11 protein-coding genes are annotated in these 16,932 nt (G+C 50.8%); 7 read left to right on the plus strand and 4 right to left on the minus strand.

The features are described from left to right. The first annotated feature begins 69 nt into the window (after nucleotides 1-69). Together MHN31_RS21640 and MHN31_RS21645 are read left to right on the plus strand one after the other, a co-directional pair. A complete protein-coding gene (locus tag MHN31_RS21640; RefSeq protein ID WP_125561007.1) occupies nucleotides 70-309 on the plus strand; it encodes a hypothetical protein in 240 nt (79 codons plus the stop codon). Nucleotides 310-419: 110 nt separating this feature from the next. After that, nucleotides 420-3,272 carry a hypothetical protein gene (locus tag MHN31_RS21645; RefSeq protein ID WP_239445299.1) on the plus strand — a complete coding sequence of 951 codons (2,853 nt, stop codon included), beginning with the start codon at nucleotides 420-422 and terminating at the stop codon, nucleotides 3,270-3,272. A gap of 62 nt (nucleotides 3,273-3,334) precedes the next feature. Here MHN31_RS21645 and MHN31_RS21650 read toward each other — a convergent pair whose 3' ends face one another. From MHN31_RS21650 to MHN31_RS21665, 4 genes are all read right to left on the minus strand, one after another. After that, a complete protein-coding gene (locus MHN31_RS21650; RefSeq protein WP_239445300.1) occupies nucleotides 3,335-5,167 on the minus strand; it encodes a PKD domain-containing protein in 1,833 nt (610 codons plus the stop codon). Nucleotides 5,168-5,661: 494 nt separating this feature from the next. Further along, nucleotides 5,662-6,825 carry a tetratricopeptide repeat protein gene (locus tag MHN31_RS21655; RefSeq protein ID WP_239445301.1) on the minus strand — a complete coding sequence of 388 codons (1,164 nt, stop codon included), beginning with the start codon at nucleotides 6,823-6,825 and terminating at the stop codon, nucleotides 5,662-5,664. A 422-nt stretch (nucleotides 6,826-7,247) separates the two neighbouring features. After that, nucleotides 7,248-7,388, minus strand: a complete 141-nt coding sequence (locus MHN31_RS21660) for a hypothetical protein (RefSeq protein WP_194868064.1) — start codon at nucleotides 7,386-7,388, stop codon at nucleotides 7,248-7,250. A 507-nt stretch (nucleotides 7,389-7,895) separates the two neighbouring features. Next, complete coding sequence (locus MHN31_RS21665) at nucleotides 7,896-8,228, minus strand: helix-turn-helix transcriptional regulator (protein ID WP_239445302.1); 333 nt, start codon at nucleotides 8,226-8,228, stop codon at nucleotides 7,896-7,898. A 582-nt stretch (nucleotides 8,229-8,810) separates the two neighbouring features. On the opposite strand from MHN31_RS21665, the gene MHN31_RS21670 reads away from it, so the two are divergent. From MHN31_RS21670 to MHN31_RS21690, 5 genes are all read left to right on the plus strand, one after another. Then, nucleotides 8,811-10,940 (plus strand): calcium-binding protein, encoded by a 2,130-nt coding sequence (locus MHN31_RS21670; protein ID WP_239445303.1) that lies wholly within the window; start codon nucleotides 8,811-8,813, stop codon nucleotides 10,938-10,940. Between the two features lie 300 nt (nucleotides 10,941-11,240). Beyond that, entirely contained in the window at nucleotides 11,241-12,485 is a 1,245-nt protein-coding gene (locus MHN31_RS21675; protein ID WP_239445304.1) for an HlyD family efflux transporter periplasmic adaptor subunit, read from the plus strand. Nucleotides 12,486-12,540: 55 nt separating this feature from the next. After that, on the plus strand, nucleotides 12,541-13,257 hold the full coding sequence (locus MHN31_RS21680; protein WP_239445305.1) for an ABC transporter ATP-binding protein: 717 nt from the start codon (nucleotides 12,541-12,543) through the stop codon (nucleotides 13,255-13,257). A 14-nt stretch (nucleotides 13,258-13,271) separates the two neighbouring features. Then, the gene (locus tag MHN31_RS21685) at nucleotides 13,272-15,665 is read left to right on the plus strand and encodes an ABC transporter permease (RefSeq protein ID WP_239445306.1); all 2,394 of its coding nucleotides are present in this window, start codon (nucleotides 13,272-13,274) and stop codon (nucleotides 15,663-15,665) included. An 88-nt stretch (nucleotides 15,666-15,753) separates the two neighbouring features. Then, on the plus strand, nucleotides 15,754-16,920 hold the full coding sequence (locus MHN31_RS21690; RefSeq protein ID WP_239445307.1) for an efflux RND transporter periplasmic adaptor subunit: 1,167 nt from the start codon (nucleotides 15,754-15,756) through the stop codon (nucleotides 16,918-16,920). The last annotated feature ends 12 nt before the right edge of the window (nucleotides 16,921-16,932 follow it).

A 16,932-nucleotide genomic window follows, 5' to 3' on the forward strand; every position in this document is an offset into this window, starting at 1 on the left:
CTCATACTGATCTTAACCTATGCTGCCGTCGTATTATCATGCCAGCAAACCCTGATCCGGGAGTGGTCTATGTTGGTTTTAATCCCTTTAATCGTATTTATTGTCGCGGCTGCGTGCGTCAGCCAACTGAGGCTAGCGCGTTTGATGACGGCCAGGCTCAGAGGGTTGCTTGCCTGGAGTAGTGCGGGCATTCTGGCACTGGCAAAAGTGTACGCCGGGTTGAGCTTGTCTGCAGCTTTTGCGGTATTTATCGTCGCCGGTGGCATTTTACATATGGTCAGTTCGCTTGATCAGCACAGCGATGCTTGAGCTGCATTGGGTTAAAGTGTTTCAAAAGATAAATACCTACTGATTCTTAAGCACATTTTTTGCCATACTAAGCGCAACTTTGGATCACTTCATCGAGGATGAGCATGGTTGTGCAATTGATGAGAACTTCTTTTGCTGCGTTGTGCGCTGCATATTTGCTGCTTGTTGTGAGCACTCAGGCTCGCGCCAATGACTGGCAAACCCTTTATACCGAGCACTTCAGAGTACACTATACACCGACCCAGCAGGCATGGGCGCGATCCGCAGCCGTTGAGCTGGAGTTGGTCAGAGATTTGGTGTTACAGCAACAGGGTCGGGCCCTGGATAGTATTGCCGATGTGGTGGTGTTTGATCCCATCAATGGGGCAAATGGCTTTGCATTACCCAGTACTGGCACCCCGCTGATGGCGTTGTTTACCACGCCGCCACAGTCAGACTCTGTGATTGCCAATAGCCCGGGCTGGCAGCAACTATTGATCCTGCATGAATACATCCACCTGGTCCATTTATCTCAACCCAGCCGCAGTGTGTGGCGTCAGCACCTGCGCGACTGGTTTGATATTTATGATCTTTCCAGTGCGGTATTACCCCGCTGGGTTGCAGAAGGGTATGCCACCTTGTTGGAATCTCGGTTGACGGGTCGTGGCCGCCTTTATGATAATTACAGCGAGGCCTTGCTGCGTGCGTTTGCCCGTCAGGGGGCCTTGTTGTCTTACGGGGCGCTGAGCAATGGGGATGGCAGTTACCGCTCCAGTGCGATGGCTTATTTGCTGGGAGTGAGGTTTTTGGCCTGGCTCGAGGACAAGCATGGGAAAGAGACGCTGGATGCTGTCTGGACGCGTGTTCATGGCGTACACAAGCGCAGCTTTGCCAGCGCCTTTGAAGGGGCATTCGGACAAAGTGCGCCACAGCTGTATCGTCGCTTTATCGCGGAATACACCTACCTTGCTATGACTCAAGAGCGCGACCTGGATACGCTGAACAGCCCATTATGGCAAGAGTTTGACTATGCGGCGAACGATCCCGTGTTGTCCCCGGATGGCTCGCAAATTGCGTTGACAGAGCGCAGCCGAGATGGAGAGCGCTGGCTCCGGGTGTATAAAACCGAAGACAATATTGAAGCCAAACAAGCCTTCGACAAAGCACAACAGGCCATTTTGGCTGCGGACCCCACAGACATTGCGGATAAGCCCCCGGCCGTGTTTAAGCGTGAGCAGGTGGCTGAGCTGGCGGCGCGTGATTTTGCAGGCATACAATATCCGCAGTGGCTGGATCAGGAAACGCTGTATTTTATTGCTCGCGCGCGCGTTGATGAGACGCGGGGCAACCGGGTCAACGATTTGTATCGCTGGCATATTCCCAGCGGTGAGGTGACGCGACTAACGAAGTCGCTGGGGATCCGCCGTTTTACTTTGCTGGACGCAGATACGCTGTTTGCTGAGCAGGTACGTAGTGGATTTTCTGAATTGGTGCGGGTCGAGATCAGCAGCAACACCGTCACACCACTGTCGGCGCGCAACCTCGGCACTGTGTACGATTATCCGCAGCTTGCCCCTGACAAACGTCAGCTGGCCTACCTGAAAACCGCGCTGAACGGCAACTGGCAATTGTATATACAAGACTTGCAATCCGGCACAGTGCGCGGTGTCCCTATGCCGCAGGGGTATCAGTACCTGACAGCACCCAGCTGGCAAGCAGACGGACAAGGGCTTTACTTTATTGCGGGCCTGAATGGCCAGCTAGGTGTGTATCGTTACGATATAAAGCAAAACAGCCTGTATCTGATCACCGCCGGACAAGCGGTTTTTGAACAACTGGTACCCCGGGCGGATCAGCCGCTGTTATATACTCAATCTACGCCGCAGGGCACGCGATTGCATGCGCTGGATAGTGAGATCACGGAACAGCCGGTCACTGCCCTCAGTGAGGATTTTGCTGTGCCGCTGGGTAAAACCGATGCCGTAGTACTGCCTGAAGCACAGATTTATGACGCTGAGGAGCACGCTATTACCCACAGTGATTATCAGTGGCTGAAGCAAAATGCGTCTGTGGCATTATCGGCGCAGGCCAGCACTGCTGCCAGTGAATTGCTGAGCGTGGGCGTCAAAGGCAGCGATCTGCTACAGCAATTATCTTGGCAACTGGGACTGACACAGAGCAGCGACAATGTACTGGATGGCAGTTTTGCCGCGCTGCGCTACCGCTGGGGAGACTGGCGTTTTGATGCCCACCTGAGCAACTACCGCTTAGACAGCCGTCACCAGCATGGTGAGGCACAGCTGGTCAAGTTGCATGGCACAGGACTGAGCACCAGTATGAGTTATGAGTGGCGCTTTGATACCTTGTCTGTTGCGCCTTTTGCTGCGGTTACTCACTATGATGATGAAGGCGGTGAGGCCGTGACGACGCAGTGGACCGGGCTGGAGCATGGCTGGCAATACTACCAACAGGATTCTGCCCTGGGCTATCGTCTTAAAGCAGCCATATTGAGTGGTGACAGCCAGGGACACGGTTATGACTGGCAGGGATATGGCAAGGTGTGGGACTGGCCCTGGTTTGCGGGTGTGCAGTCTCAGTATCGTGACGCTCAGTTGCTGCGTCTGGGCGGGTTTGATAATAATATTCTCAGTGGTCGCACCCGCAGCGATCTGGTGCTCAGCCCCGAGCTGCCTTTTCAGTTTGCCACCGGCCGGCATTATTACGGCTATGAACTGGCATCCAGCTGGTCACTGGGTCAGCCCAGACTCTTTATTAAACACCACCGCCTTGATGGTCAGCGGATCGCGAAAAGCTATGGGGTGAAGTGGCAAGTTGACCTGAGTCAGCAAGTGCTCGGATGGGCAAACTGGTTTGCGCCTGCCGGGATGACCGATCTGCATTTTGATTTAGGTGTTGCCCGGGTGGAAAGCGATCTGGCAGAGGACTCACTGCGTGCCTGGTTAGGGCTGTGGTACGCGTTGTGAGGGTCAGATAAATAAAAAGGCAGCCTGTGCTGCCTTTTTAGGGAGAAAAGTTTAATTCAGTATTACTGGTAATCCGCAACCAGGCTCAGACCTGAGTAAGCGTTGTAGGCACGAATACCGACCCAGTAACGACCTGCACCATCGTTGCGTGTACAGTTTTCGGTGTTACCCCAACGGTACGGACGACAATCATAAGTGCTGGTAGTGGGTTGTGCATCTTTACGTACGTACAAGTCAGCATCACCGCTGCCACCTGAGATATCAAAGGTGATGTTGGTAGCGCCCGCTGGCACGTCGAAGTAGAAGTAAGTCATCTCGCCACGTGCAGCTGACAGGCCAGTTCTTGCTACGCCTTTTTGCAGCTGATCTTCACCACCTGGGCCATAGACAGGCACTTGCTTCGAGGTTGTCGCAGTTGCACCTGTGCTGTCTGTTACAGTTAGTGACACTGTGTAGTTACCGCCAGCGGCATAAGTGTGGCTTACAGAAGCGCCAAAGCCTGTTGCGTTGTCACCATAGTTCCACTCGTACTGAGAGATAGCGCCATTCGGTGAGCTAGACGCGCTGCCGTCAAAGCTACATGCCAGTTCTGTACAGTTGGCTGTAAAGTCGGCTACTGGCATTGGATCGCTGTTGTTGTCGCCATCCGGAATACCATTGAAGTGGCTCGATACTTCAGGCCAGATTTTGCTGATTTTAACACCCTGGTTAGTACAGCCACCGAAGTGGTGCAGTGCAATAACCTTGTTGCTTGATGCAGCCAGAACCGGTGAGCCAGAAGAACCGCCAATGGTGTCACAGTAGTAGCCCATGTCTGTGCCAGTGCCGCGGCCATTGGCTGTTACGACGTCAGCTTCACAGTTGCCGCTGCTGTTCTGATCTGACTCAATGGCCAGCTCTTTCGGGTTACCTGAACCGTGCTGTGGAATATAGATGCGCTCGCCTTGTGTCGCATCGCGAACATCCAGACCAAAGTAGCCAAATGGCGCCGCTTTGTTGAACTCGTTGATGGTGAACAGGGTGTAGTCCAGTGTGTAGTCTGAAGACAGGAAGTCTTTACCTGTGACTTTCACTACAGTTTCAAGGTTTGAACCATTACAGCTGGTGTGCTGGTAGTTGAACCATACTTCCGTGTTGGCCAGCTCAGACGCAGAACCCACACAGTGCTCGTTGGTGAACATGCGGTTGTCCGGGCCAACACGCCAGCCAGTACACAGGCCGCTACCGTTCATCAGCAGGCGAGCAACCGGACGTGAACGTTCAAATTCAGTGGGGTTTGAACCTGCCCAGCACTGTACGTCACGACGCTCATTAACACCACACGTTGACTCAATGCCCACGTCGGTTGACGCGTTCATGGTTTCCATCATCGGCGTGTTTTCTGTGCCATGGTCGTAGAAATCAATCACTGCTGGCGTGATTGCCTGAGTTGAAATTTGTCCCGAATCAGACGCGCTACCCGGTGTATATTCAACGATTGCCGTTTCAGCAGAGATAGACATGGCTGAGAAGCTCGTTACGCCGTCGTCTCCCAGTTTGCTGTTCACGGTTGCTGCATGCATATTCGCTTCAGTGTACTCGTAGCGTTCGCTGCCATCTGCTGAGCGCACAACCAGTTTGCCGCCATTGGCCAGGTTCACATTTTTAAAGTGTAGTTTGATGTAGCTGGCATCAGGGTGGGTGATGGTGCGTGTGATCACTGTGCTGCCTGTGCTGCTGAGTGTCGCAAACTCCTGACCGAGCGAAATGTTGGCATCGGCACGGGCACCAATGATGGCTTTGCTGGCCTTACTGGTGTATTGCATCATTTGTGCTTCTGTCAGTGGCGCAGTGTTTTGAGCCAGTGCTGCGGTTGAGAGTAAGCCGAGCGCAGAGACAAGATAGGTTAGTTTCATTGCTGTTCCTTTTCACTTGTTGTTGAATGATTTTTTAGAATAAAAAGTTATTGAATAAATTTCGCACAGGTACAAAGGTAATCACAAAATCAGTTGTTGTAAAGAAAGTGATAACAAAAAATTAATAAAGTAAATCATCACTCCTCATTTAAGTACTGTATTCATGCGTGTTTTGGGTAAAAAATTTTTATTTTTACAGTGTTTTCTCTGTATTTTATTCCTGCTTTGCGGGCTAAAGGTGTGTTTTTCAGAGAAAATCAGCAAATATCAAAGATCTTTCTTTGTTTTAGAAGAAATTACGTCAAATCGTCTTGGGGATCAGAACGCCTGACATTAATGTTAACGGAGACTTTACATGTTCGTTAATGCAGGGCCAAGCAGCTGTAATGGTGAGGTAATAATTGATCGCGGGCAAACCCTTACTCAGAGTTGGGCATGACGTTGTGCGTTGAGGAGTCGCACTGGCTGCGTACGCAGCCAGCTCATCGGCACTGTCATTGCTCTGTGAGTGACTGCAACATGCTGTGTTTGGCGGTGAACACCCGGCTTTTTTCTGGATCTGAGGTTTTCTCTATTGCCTGCTCAAGCAGCTGACGGGCTGTATCATGGTCGCCCTGCAGGTAACTGATCTTGGCCAGCTCAAAATACGGTTCAGGCAGGTAAGGGGTTTCCTTTACCACGTTAACCAGCAGGCGGGAGGCTTTTTTTAGCTGGCCTTTGGCAATGGCACTGCGTGCATTCATCAAAAAGTCGAACGGGGTTTTGGCATCATCTTCGAGCTGTTGCTCAAGGCGTGCAGCCAGCGCTGTTGCCTGTTGCTCTTTCGCTAAGACCAGGTAATTTGACAGCAGATTATGGCTGATCAGGCGATGTTGGTCGGCATATTGATAAATGGTTTCAGCGCCTTTCAGATCGCCGGCCCGACGGTGCAGTACGGCAGCGATATTGATCAGCTCCGGGTCGTCAGGAGCATAACTGCGGGCGCGCAGAATTCGGGCGGCACTGAGGTCAAACTCATCTGCCAGCATGGCTTTCACGGCCAGGTTAGCGTAAAACTTGGCGACCAGATCTTTGTACCGGGCTGACGCCACAAATATGGCATCCTGCGCCGGGAAGTAGTCAATGACGGTGCCTGGGCGTATCAGTGTGATCCAGTCTTCTTGTTCCTGCTGCTCAGGTGCCAGCAACTTGGTTTTAAAGTGTGACGAGATCAGTATGGTATCGGCGACTTGCTGATATACCGGGGCCGAGGCCACTTTGTGATATCGGGTGTCTATACCTGCTACAAAGGCATAGGCCTGAGTCAGTACGGCGAGTGAAATACAGTTGCCACCACCGTATTGTAACGATTCTGTGGCGCTGTAGGTTTCGCCCCGATAGTGGAACTCTTCCAGCTGATCGTGCAGGTATTCAAAAATGATCCGGTCGCCGCGCATTCCCGCTAAAATATGTTTTTGATAGTAGGTCAGAAAGGCTTGTTGCTCTTGTTCCGGCAGGGTAAAAATTGATTGCTCATCGAGTACCGCCACCGGGTTAAACAGGGCATGGTTAAATGGCATGTCCGGCCGTGGTGGCGGTGTTGTGGGACGTTTTTGTGGGCTGGCACAGGCGCTCAGCAGCACAGTGAACAGGCTTAATAGCCACAGGCGAGCAGGCATTGTCATACTCCTTAGACATGCATTGTGCGTATCCGCTTGGTCGCGGTTTTTGTTATTATTGTGCTTTGACTCTACACCTATCCTAATGATCTGCCAACGAGTTTGTGGTTTGGGTGGCTGGATAATATACGCATGCAAGCGTTTAAGCCGCTATCCCGTATTTGAAAAGGTTGCAGCTCTTTGGGCACCGTAAATGGTCGCCCGTAATGAATACAGGAGCAGCGTGATGACAAGCCTTAAAAAGCTACTCTGTAATTGCTACAGAGCGTTGATGCTGGCGTGACTTAAGAGCCACGCCGGGCTGTCTTAGATGCATTCCCCTGTTATGAATCAATTCATAATTCAGGGCAGCAAAAAGCGCACAGGCTTATTTTAACGCCTGAGTTGATGTTGTTACAGTAATCAACAAATCTGCCACTAATCTAACCATCGCTCGTTGTTGTTTTGTTTTTAACCTTTACAGGGTCTATTGGAGCACTTTTTGGCAAGTTCGGTGTACTTCCCCCGCCGACGACAGCACCCCCCATTATTTTATTTAACAAGTTATGTTCTACTTTCTTCATTTACAGGTACTCCGTATGATTTTTTTACACTTACAATGTATGAGATTAGAGCCAAGACAGCCAGAGTATGTAAGGTGTACTGTACTGGTGTCCACAAATGATAATATATGAACGGATAGCTTAAAATATCATAGTAATAAAGCTGGATTTCTATCCAAATTGAGACATTTAATAGGATTGAAACAAATGAAAGCACACAAAGAACACATTCTGGGATTGTTAAGTTATACTTTTCTCTAGCCAATTCAAAAAATCTAAGCTTTGTCGCACGGTGTAGCTTCTCGGCAATTACACCCCTCGACAGTATGGCCATTAGATAAAAAAAGTTTAGAAATATACACCACAAATAGTAGTGTCGAGTCCATTGCTTGACTATTGGATCTGAAACTATATCAACTGTTGTTAGTATTCCGAGCAGGATGAAAAACCATCTAGCGTTGTGAAGTTTCCAAGTAAGAACTAGCCCCACTACAATAGCTATAACGACTGGGTATTCAACAACATGCATCAGTCTTCTCCCTTGTCTTCTGCGTTTGGTTCCATAGGTGGTTCTTTCTGTTGAGGCTTTTTAATTGTTCTTTTTTCTGCGTTATCGGCCAAAAAGCCAAAAAAGCTTTTCCAGTCTTTACCAAAGATCATCAGGATATCCAGCAATTGCTCCAGATCCATGATGGTTTTACCACTTTCCCAATTGGAGATGGTGGACTGATCAACCGGGACGGACATTTTCTTGGCCAGCTCGGCTTGCGACATTTTTTGTTGTATTCGCAAACTACGCAGTGACGCCTGAATGTCCCTTCGGGCGCTGTTTAGCCAGTTCAATCGTTGACGTGAATTCATTGTACATCCGTATATGAATATTAAAACAGTGAAGTTACATTTTGTTTCTTATTATTATACGGGGGGTAATTTAACAGCTGTTTAAAAAATGTAAAGTATCAATGTACTGCTTTGTACCTGATTACTAATTAGGTTCCGCTCTAAAAGTTTGTTTTAGTTACATTGATTTAGGTAAAAATCATGAGTTGTAAGGGGTTTTTAATTGATGTTGCTACTCTCCGGCTCTGATGCACTTTATGAATGGATTCATGGCCAGTACCTGTGAATATGTAAACGGGTGTTACCCATGACGTTATGATTTACTTTATGACGTTTTTTCAACAGCGTATTTTGCGGATAAAATGGGGAGTAAATGACGCATTTTTTGCATGCGGGCCAGCGCTATATTCAACTCGGAGAAGAGCAGTACAGCCTGGTTGAGATAAAAAAGTCATCTGTTTCAGTGCTCTGACCAGTTTTGTGGTTCGAGAAACTCATCCTTTTTACCCAGTCTGAGTCCATAGTAATTGCACAATTGTGGCTTATAAATTCCATGATCAAGATTTCTTTGCGCAAATCTTTACTTAACTCATGGAGACTAACATGGTGGTTTATCAAAAGGCACTCCTGGCAGCGGCACTTTCGCTGACCTTGCTGCCCAACAACGCGCTTGCCACGCGGCTGGCTGCACCAGGCGCCTACTGTAATGGCCTGGATCGGACCCAGATAGACATCGGTGAGCATGTTGAAAATCAATATATGGTTTATCTGGCATTGAGCCCTAAGCTGGCTGACACCGCGCTGACCGTGAGGGGAACCCAGAATTCGATTGTGGTCTCGTACGGTGGCCGCTGTGAAGTGCTTAACGGCAGTAGCTATAACGGGCTGCACGTGAACCTGCCGGACAGCGGTGAATATTACAATGGTGCGAATCTGGACTTTCATCAGCAGGTTTATGGTGGTGAAGGGAACGACACCATTCTCACCGGCAATAAAGTCGATTATGTGTACGGAAACGGCGGTAATGACCAGATCTATACTTTTAGAGACTATGAGCGCGTGGACGGTGGTGCCGGTGCGGACTGTGTTGAAGAAGGGGATGAAGGCACGATCCAGAGCCGATTCGAAAATGTTGAATCAACCAGTTGTGCTAACTATGCGCCGGCCAGTTGTGAAGGCCTGGACCGTGCAAAGATTGCCGTTGCCGATGATAACTCTTTAAACCCGTACATGAATTACCTGTCGGTGTCACCGAGTGTGAGTGGTGAAAAGCTGACGGCCGAAGGGGACGATGCCTTGGTCACTGTGTATTACGCAGGCAGCTGTGAAACCTTTGATGTGAGCAACCACAACGGCTTTCAGGTAAACCTGGCCGATAGCGGTGAAGAATACGACGGTACGGCGCTGAACTGGCATCAACTGGTGTACGGCGGTGATGGTAATGACACCATCCTAACCGGTAATAAAGTGGATTACGTGTATGCCGGTAAAGGCGACGACATCATTTACACTTATGGCGATTATGAGAAAGTAGATGGTGGCACGGGCATGGACTGTCTGACCGAAGGGTCAACTGGCAGTATCCAGAGCAATATCAGTGGTATTGAGCAATACACCTGTACGCCAGTGGGCGATGTACCAGCCAGCCTGACGACAGCCTATGAGCGTTGTCATATTCAGACTGGTAGCTTTGACAGCGAGCTGAGCAATGGGGTGTGGAAACTGCGTGCGCTGGACAGCAATCTGACTCTGTTTGTTGAAGAGCACGATGAATATGTGTTTGCTTACTCAGCTGGCTATCAACACTGTGCCTTCAGCAACGCCGTAGAAGAAGTTGAGGTGCAGCTATCGAATGGCAACGATGTCCTGGCGGCAAGCGGTGTGGGTCGTGATATGACAGTGTATGGCCTCAATGGTAATGACACCATCCAGACGGGTCGGGGTAATGACCTGATCTTTGGCGGTGACGGTAAAGACAAGATCCGCGCAGGCGATGGTAACGACTGGGTGGCCGGTGGCTCTGAGATAGAGACTGATCACGACGGTGTGGTACATCGCGTGCGCATCAGTGGCTACAATAATGACGGCGCAGACGACATCAAAGGCGAGAACGGTAACGATGTGCTGTTCGGCAACCGGGATGGCGATGACATCTCAGGTGGTGACGGTGAAGACATCATCTTTGGTAATGATGGTAACAGAGACCGCCTGTCTGGCAACTCAGGCGCTGATATTATTGTCGATTCCGGTGGCGGCTCATGGGGCAATCGTGCCAAATCCTGGGGTGGTAGTGGTCAGGACATTCTGGTCTGTGAACGCGGCCATTGTGAACTCAGCGGCGGCGGCAGCAAAGACTTCTTAGCGGCAATTTCGACTCACTCAGATATTGGTCTGTATGGCGGCGGTGGCGGCGATATTCTCTTCGTACGCGGTGATGAGATCCCGTCAGGTACCGGTGGCAGTGGTAACGACTTAATCTATAACGAGTGGAATGACCGTGATATCAGTGGCTACGTGAGCAGTGCCAAGCATAGATCAGGCTACTTTGATCGCGCAGTCCGTAAAGCGGGCAGTGGCATGTCATCACGTCACGAAGAAGTGCTGAGACTGAAGCAGTTCTACAATGAGAAAGGCTACAGTGAGTTTAAAGGTCGTATTGCTGATCTGGTTGACGAAGACACCTTTGAAGCCTGGCTGAACAACCGCAGTAAGAGCGTGTACGACTTGCAATAACACTGACAGTGCTTTTACAAAGCACATATTAATTACTTGAGGTCCGTAATAGGATCCGTCCCGAGTAAGGGGGAAGTCTGCGACTTCCCCCTTTTTCTTGCCCGACTGTGGCAGCGAAATGAAGCAACCGCTTTTGCCGTCTGTCATGACCCTCTTTACCCCCGTTCCAATTCCGGACAACGCGTCCGCTTTCGCCGAAATTGGCAGTGTGATTTATCTAACTGTATGATTTTTAAGTTATAAAAGTTTGGCACGAAACTGGCTCTGAGGGTGACAGAGATAATGTTTACGGAGCTGAGAATGGATGTAATTAAACCGCCTGAACCCACCAAGCGCTGGCGTCGCTGGATGTGGGGGCTGGTCGCCTGTGCTTTTGGTGTGAGTGTCTGGCTGGCTGGCCCCAGCGATCAGATCACCCGGCTGGGACGGCATGAAGTGCTGATTGCAACTGTCGAAAATGGGCCTCTATTGATTGGTGTGGACAGCTTTGGCGTGCTGCGCAGTGCGGAGCAACACTTGATCACTGCCGACAGTGATGCGGTGGTGAAACAGATCCACCTTAAAGCAGGCGCGTCTGTATCCGTCGGAGAGGTCATTGCGACGCTCGATAATCCGGACCTGTCACTGGCGGTTGCGCAGGCACAACAGGCTTTGCAAAGCAGTGAGATGGCACTGCAACAGCTTACACTGAATCAGCAGCGGGAGTTTCTTAGTGAGCAAACGGCACTGGATAAATTAACCGGAGATCTGGCAACTGCCCAATTACGGCAGCAGGCTGAGCAGGGGCTGGCTGAAAAAGGGATCATTTCACACCTGGCATTTGCTCAGACTCAGTCCCGTGTTGCCAATCTGGTCCGTCAAATGCAGAGCGCACGACAGCGTCTGGAACAGCTAAAAAAGCTCCATGCCAGTGCGCAGCAGCTGGCATCGCAGCGTATTGTTATCCGGCGCCAGGAGCTGGCGCGCAGCCGTGCTAGGTTAGCTGCATTGACTATCACGGCCCCCGTTGCGGGTATTTTGGAGCGTATGCCACTGGCGGTGGGCCAACGCCTGACAGTGGGCGACGAAACCGCATTGATCGGCAGCCAGACGCAGCTGTTGGCTGAGCTGCGCGTGCCGCAGTCGCAGGTGCAAAAAGTGCTGCCGGGGCAGACGGTGACCGTGCGGATCCGTGAGCAACAGGTCACAGGCACCGTGGGGCGGATTGATCCTGTGGTGGCAGAAAACAGCGTGAAAGTGGAAGTTGCGCTCCCTCAGACGCTTCCCAAAGCGGCCCGACCTATGCTCAGTATTGACGCCAGTATCACCGTGGCTGAGCTGGATCAGGCTTTATATATTCGTCGTCCGGCCAATGTGCGTGAACAGCAGACAGTGCAGTTGTATCGTCTGCGTGAAGACGGCACCACTGAGTTGAAGACGGTGCAATTTGGCGCGCTGGCTGGTCGCTATGTGGTGATAGAGCAGGGCGCCGAAAAAAACCAACGCTGGATTATTTCTGATTTGAGTAACCTGGCACAACAGGGCGTGCAGGTTGCACTGAATTAAAGGTTTAAAGGACAACTATGGCACAATGGGGTGTCGGTTTGTCAGCGGGGATAGTATGACACAGATAATAACAATGCAGGACATCAGCAAGGTATTCGAAACCGAAGCACTGCAAACACATGCTTTGCGTCAGGTGAGCCTGACCATAGAGCAAGGCGAGTTTGTTTCCATCTCTGGCCCGTCCGGATGTGGTAAATCCACTTTGTTGTCTATTATGGGCTTGCTGGATGAAGCTAGCAGTGGGCAATACCTTATTCAGGGGATTGAAGTTGGCAGCCTGACCGCCGATCAGCGAGCAGAATTAAGAAACCGCCACATCGGGTTTATTTTCCAGTCTTTTAATCTGATTGATGAGTTGTCGGTATTTAATAATGTGGCATTGCCGCTGCGTTATAGCGAGACCCGATTATCACGTGCAGAGGTGCACAGTCGCGTACAAAGCTGTCTCGACAAGGTAGGGTTGTCGCATCGTGCCGGGCACAAGCCAGATCAGCTCTCTGGTGGGCAGCAGCAACGGGTTGCCATTGCCCGGGCCTTGGTGGCACACCCCAGCATTTTACTGGTGGATGAACCCACAGGTAACCTCGACTCTAAAAGTGGTGACGCGGTGATGCAATTGATCGCGCAGCTGCATCAACAAGGGACGACCATTTGTATGGTGACGCATGACCCCAGGTATGCCGACATGGCAGCGAGGCAGATCCGTCTTCTCGATGGTGAAATTGTTGGCGGCAGCCACACTCATCGCACTGCACGCAGTGCGATTGCCTGAAGGAATGCTATAAAATGTGGTTAGATATTCAGGACGCGCTGAAGGCGTTGCATACCCGTTGGCGTATGACGGTGTTTTTTATTGTGTTGTTGTCCAGCGCCATGGCGGCCTTGTTGGTCGCCGGCGTGATTGCCTGGCAGGCACATGGTCCATTGCCTTATGACGCACCAGAGCAGCTTGCCTGGGTAGATGGTGAGTTGCGCAATGAGCAGGGTGAAGTGACCCTCAGCGAATCGCTGTCTGTTCCCGCTGCCTGGCATTTGCATCAAACGCCTGGGTTATTCGAGCTGGCCACACCACTTTATTACACGGATATGTTGTATGTGGATCATCCCGAACAGCCTAAAATTGCGACGGCACTGGTCGAGCCCGGTTATTTTTCCTTGTTTAATATGTCACTGCAAAGTGGCGATTATTTTGCTGCGTCGTCTTTACAAGGGCAGCAAGCGCAAAGTGCTGCTCAGGCCGTTGTCAGTGCGCGTTTTGCCCACCGTTATTTGCCGGGCCAGGAGGCCAGCGGGCAGGTGATCCAGCTCGATGATCGGCGTTTTCAGGTGGTGGGCATTCTGGCCGAGGACAGCCGGGAGCCGGAGCTGTTTCGGGCTGCACAGTATAGTGATGTCTTTTTACCCTTTTTTAGTCACACCGCGACCGACATGACCCCGTTTGCCGATATGGCGATCCGTAATAATGTACTGTTGGTCGGCAGGACCTTACCTCAGGCCTCCAGGGTATTACATTCAGAAACCATGCAGCTGAGTGCCCGCATCAATGCATTGACACAGCAATATGGATTTGGTGAAACAACCCTCCATCTGACACTGCGCCCGCTCGACACTAAACTCAAAGGGGCGCTACAGGATATGGGGCAATGGCTGGTTGGCGCTGCATTGGGCGTAATCGTGGTGACCCTGTGCAATTTGTTTGCACTTTATTTATTGGATTTTAAAAGCCGCCAGTCTCAGCTGGCGTTACATCTGGCACTGGGGGCGCGTCAGTCCCGATTGTTTCGTCAGGTGTTGTGCCATGCCGTTGCGCTGTTTGCACTGGCGGCTCTGGTAGCAACGGGGCTGGCACCGGGCTTGATGGCGCTGGTGCAATATTGGGGGGAGGATATTCTGGGCAGCATTACCTGGCTGCAATTGTCCTGGCCTGCTTACCTGGGGATGTGGTTTGTGGCGTTATTACTGGCCTGGGGGTTTGCTCGCAGTGTCTTTACCTTTGTTGACTTACGTGGGCTCAGGCAGCAACTCAGTGGCTCAGGTAAAGGTCAGGTAAAGCAATTACCGGGCTGGCTCAGTCAATTACTGATCAATGCACAATTGACGATAGGCATCGTGGTGCTGTGTTTTAGCATCTGGCTGTTAAGTCATTACGGTGCACAATTAGGTAAAGCACAGGGGTTTGATGACAAGGGCTTAATTCAGGTGCAGATGCAGCAACTGGACTTTGAGCGCGGTGAACAAAAAGCCCGGGCACGACGTCAGCTCAGTGAAGCCAATATTGCAACCTTGCTGGCTCAGCCCCAGATAGCCGCGGTCAGTCTGGCTGCCAATGATCCTCTGGAAATGTCGTGGGTCGAGCCAATCAGCACAGTGCCAGACAGTGCCCGGCAACTGACCGCTTTTGGGCAATGGAGTGGCGTGGGTTACTTTGCCACCGTTGGCCAACGTGTGCTGGCAGGTCAGGCGTTTAGTGCGGAACAACTGACGCTGGATGCTCCAGCTGAGGTGGTGATTATTAACCAAAGTCTGGCAGGTAAGCTAGGTTTGACGCTGCAAGATGTCGGCACCACTTTGTATTCTCGTAATCAGCGTCCGGTCAGATTACAAGCCATTGTTGAAGATATTTATTCACCGACACTGGGGACGCCGGACATAGTGTATCTGCCACACAACTTTTTTGTCAGTAATCTGATTATCCGGCTGCAGCCGGGGCAGTCGCTCGCAAAATCTGATCTGAATGCCCTGCTGCGCGTACAAGATACTACGCAAAGTGTATTTCAGTTAACCAGTATGACGGCGCGTGCTGCTGCGCTGAGTAAATCAGCCCGGCTCAGTGCCTATACGGGTATCACCCTGAGTCTGTTGATGTTGCTGCTGGTCGGTGCAGGCTTATATGGGGTGTTGGGCTACCTGGCGCTGTTGTCTGCACCTGTGTGGCACATCAAGTGGCAGGTGGGTGCCAAGGCGGACACGTTGCTAAAAGAGCAATTGATCAAACGGTTTTGTCAGGTCTTACCAGTTGCTTTTGTGGCATTGTTGTTACTTACTGTGCTGTGCTGGGTGTTTAAAACGGCGTTGCTGGGCCTGGTAATCAGCTTTTTAATGGCTGTTACCTTTATGTTTTTAATGGTTTTATTGCTGGACTATTACCATACTAAAAGCCGGCTGAAAGATTTTTGCTAAATCAGTAACAGATTCTTACAAATGTCACGTTATTGAACGTCTCTATATTGGTAAGATAGGCGGTAGGAAAATATCAATAGGTAAAGTCATGAAAGCACAAGCACTAAAATGGATCTTTCCCGTTGTGGCGTTGGGCCTTGGGGTGGCAGGCTTTTCAGCCATCAACGCGGTCGCAAAGGGTGAGGAAGATAAACAGGTCGTGGACACACGTCCTGTGGTACAGGTCGAATCCGTTCAGGCACAGGATCATCAGGTTCTTATTCAGAGCTATGGTGAAGTCACACCGCTTGAAACAACTCAGTTGTCTGTTCAGGTAGCTGGCGAAGTCGTTTACTGGCATCCCAGCTTTTTGGCCGGCGGCGTGGTTGCGAAGGGCGATATTTTGCTCAGCATAGAAAAAGACAATTACGAAGCGGCGGTTTTACAGGCCGAAGCTCAGCTGGCCAGTGCTGAAGCAGCCTTGATCGAAGAGCAGGCACAAGCAGACGTGGCAGCAGATGAAGCCAAACGTTTTCCAAACAAAAAACACACCGACCTGTTTTTGCGTAAACCTCAGGTGATGAGTGCCAAGGCTGCGGTTAAATCCGCTAAGGCTGCATTAATGCGTGCTCAGCGTGATCTGGATAATTGTGATGTGGTTGCGCCATTCAACGGTTTGATTGTGTCTCGTGACGTGGGCCTGGGTCAGTTTGTGTCAACGGGCAGTGTCGTTGCCCAGCTTAATAACATTGAGCAGGCTGAAGTGGTGATCCCCATCGCTGGGTTCGATTCAGTGTTTTTACCTGAAACCGTGGGTGGTACCAAAGCGACTGTGTTTAACAAAGGCGTGAACAGCTTTACCCGCGAAGCGCAGATCCATCGTGACCTGGGCACGGTTGATACGCAAACACGCATGAGCAATCTGGTCGTGCGTATCGAAGATCCATATGGCCTGAACAGTGACAAGCCGAAAGTGAAGTTTGGTACTTATGTGCAGGTGAGCTTTTTAGGTAAAACGCTCAAACAAATTTATCGTTTGCCGCAAGAGCTGGTCAATAATCAGACGGTCTGGTTGATCAATGACAATGCTGAGCTTGAGCCTCGTGAGGTACAGGTGGTCCGAGAGGAAGGTGAATACTTCCTGGTGGGTGCCGGACTGAACAACAGCGACAAGGTGGTTGTCACCTTACCTGAGTATCCACAACGTGGTATGGCGGTGAAAGTTGCGGGTGCAGACGAATCCAATGCACAGGGCTCTGGCCTGGAAAAGCTATAACGGCAGGGACGG

Source organism: Pseudoalteromonas sp. McH1-42 (genome assembly GCF_022347845.1).
GTDB classification, from domain to species: domain Bacteria; phylum Pseudomonadota; class Gammaproteobacteria; order Enterobacterales; family Alteromonadaceae; genus Pseudoalteromonas; species Pseudoalteromonas rubra_D.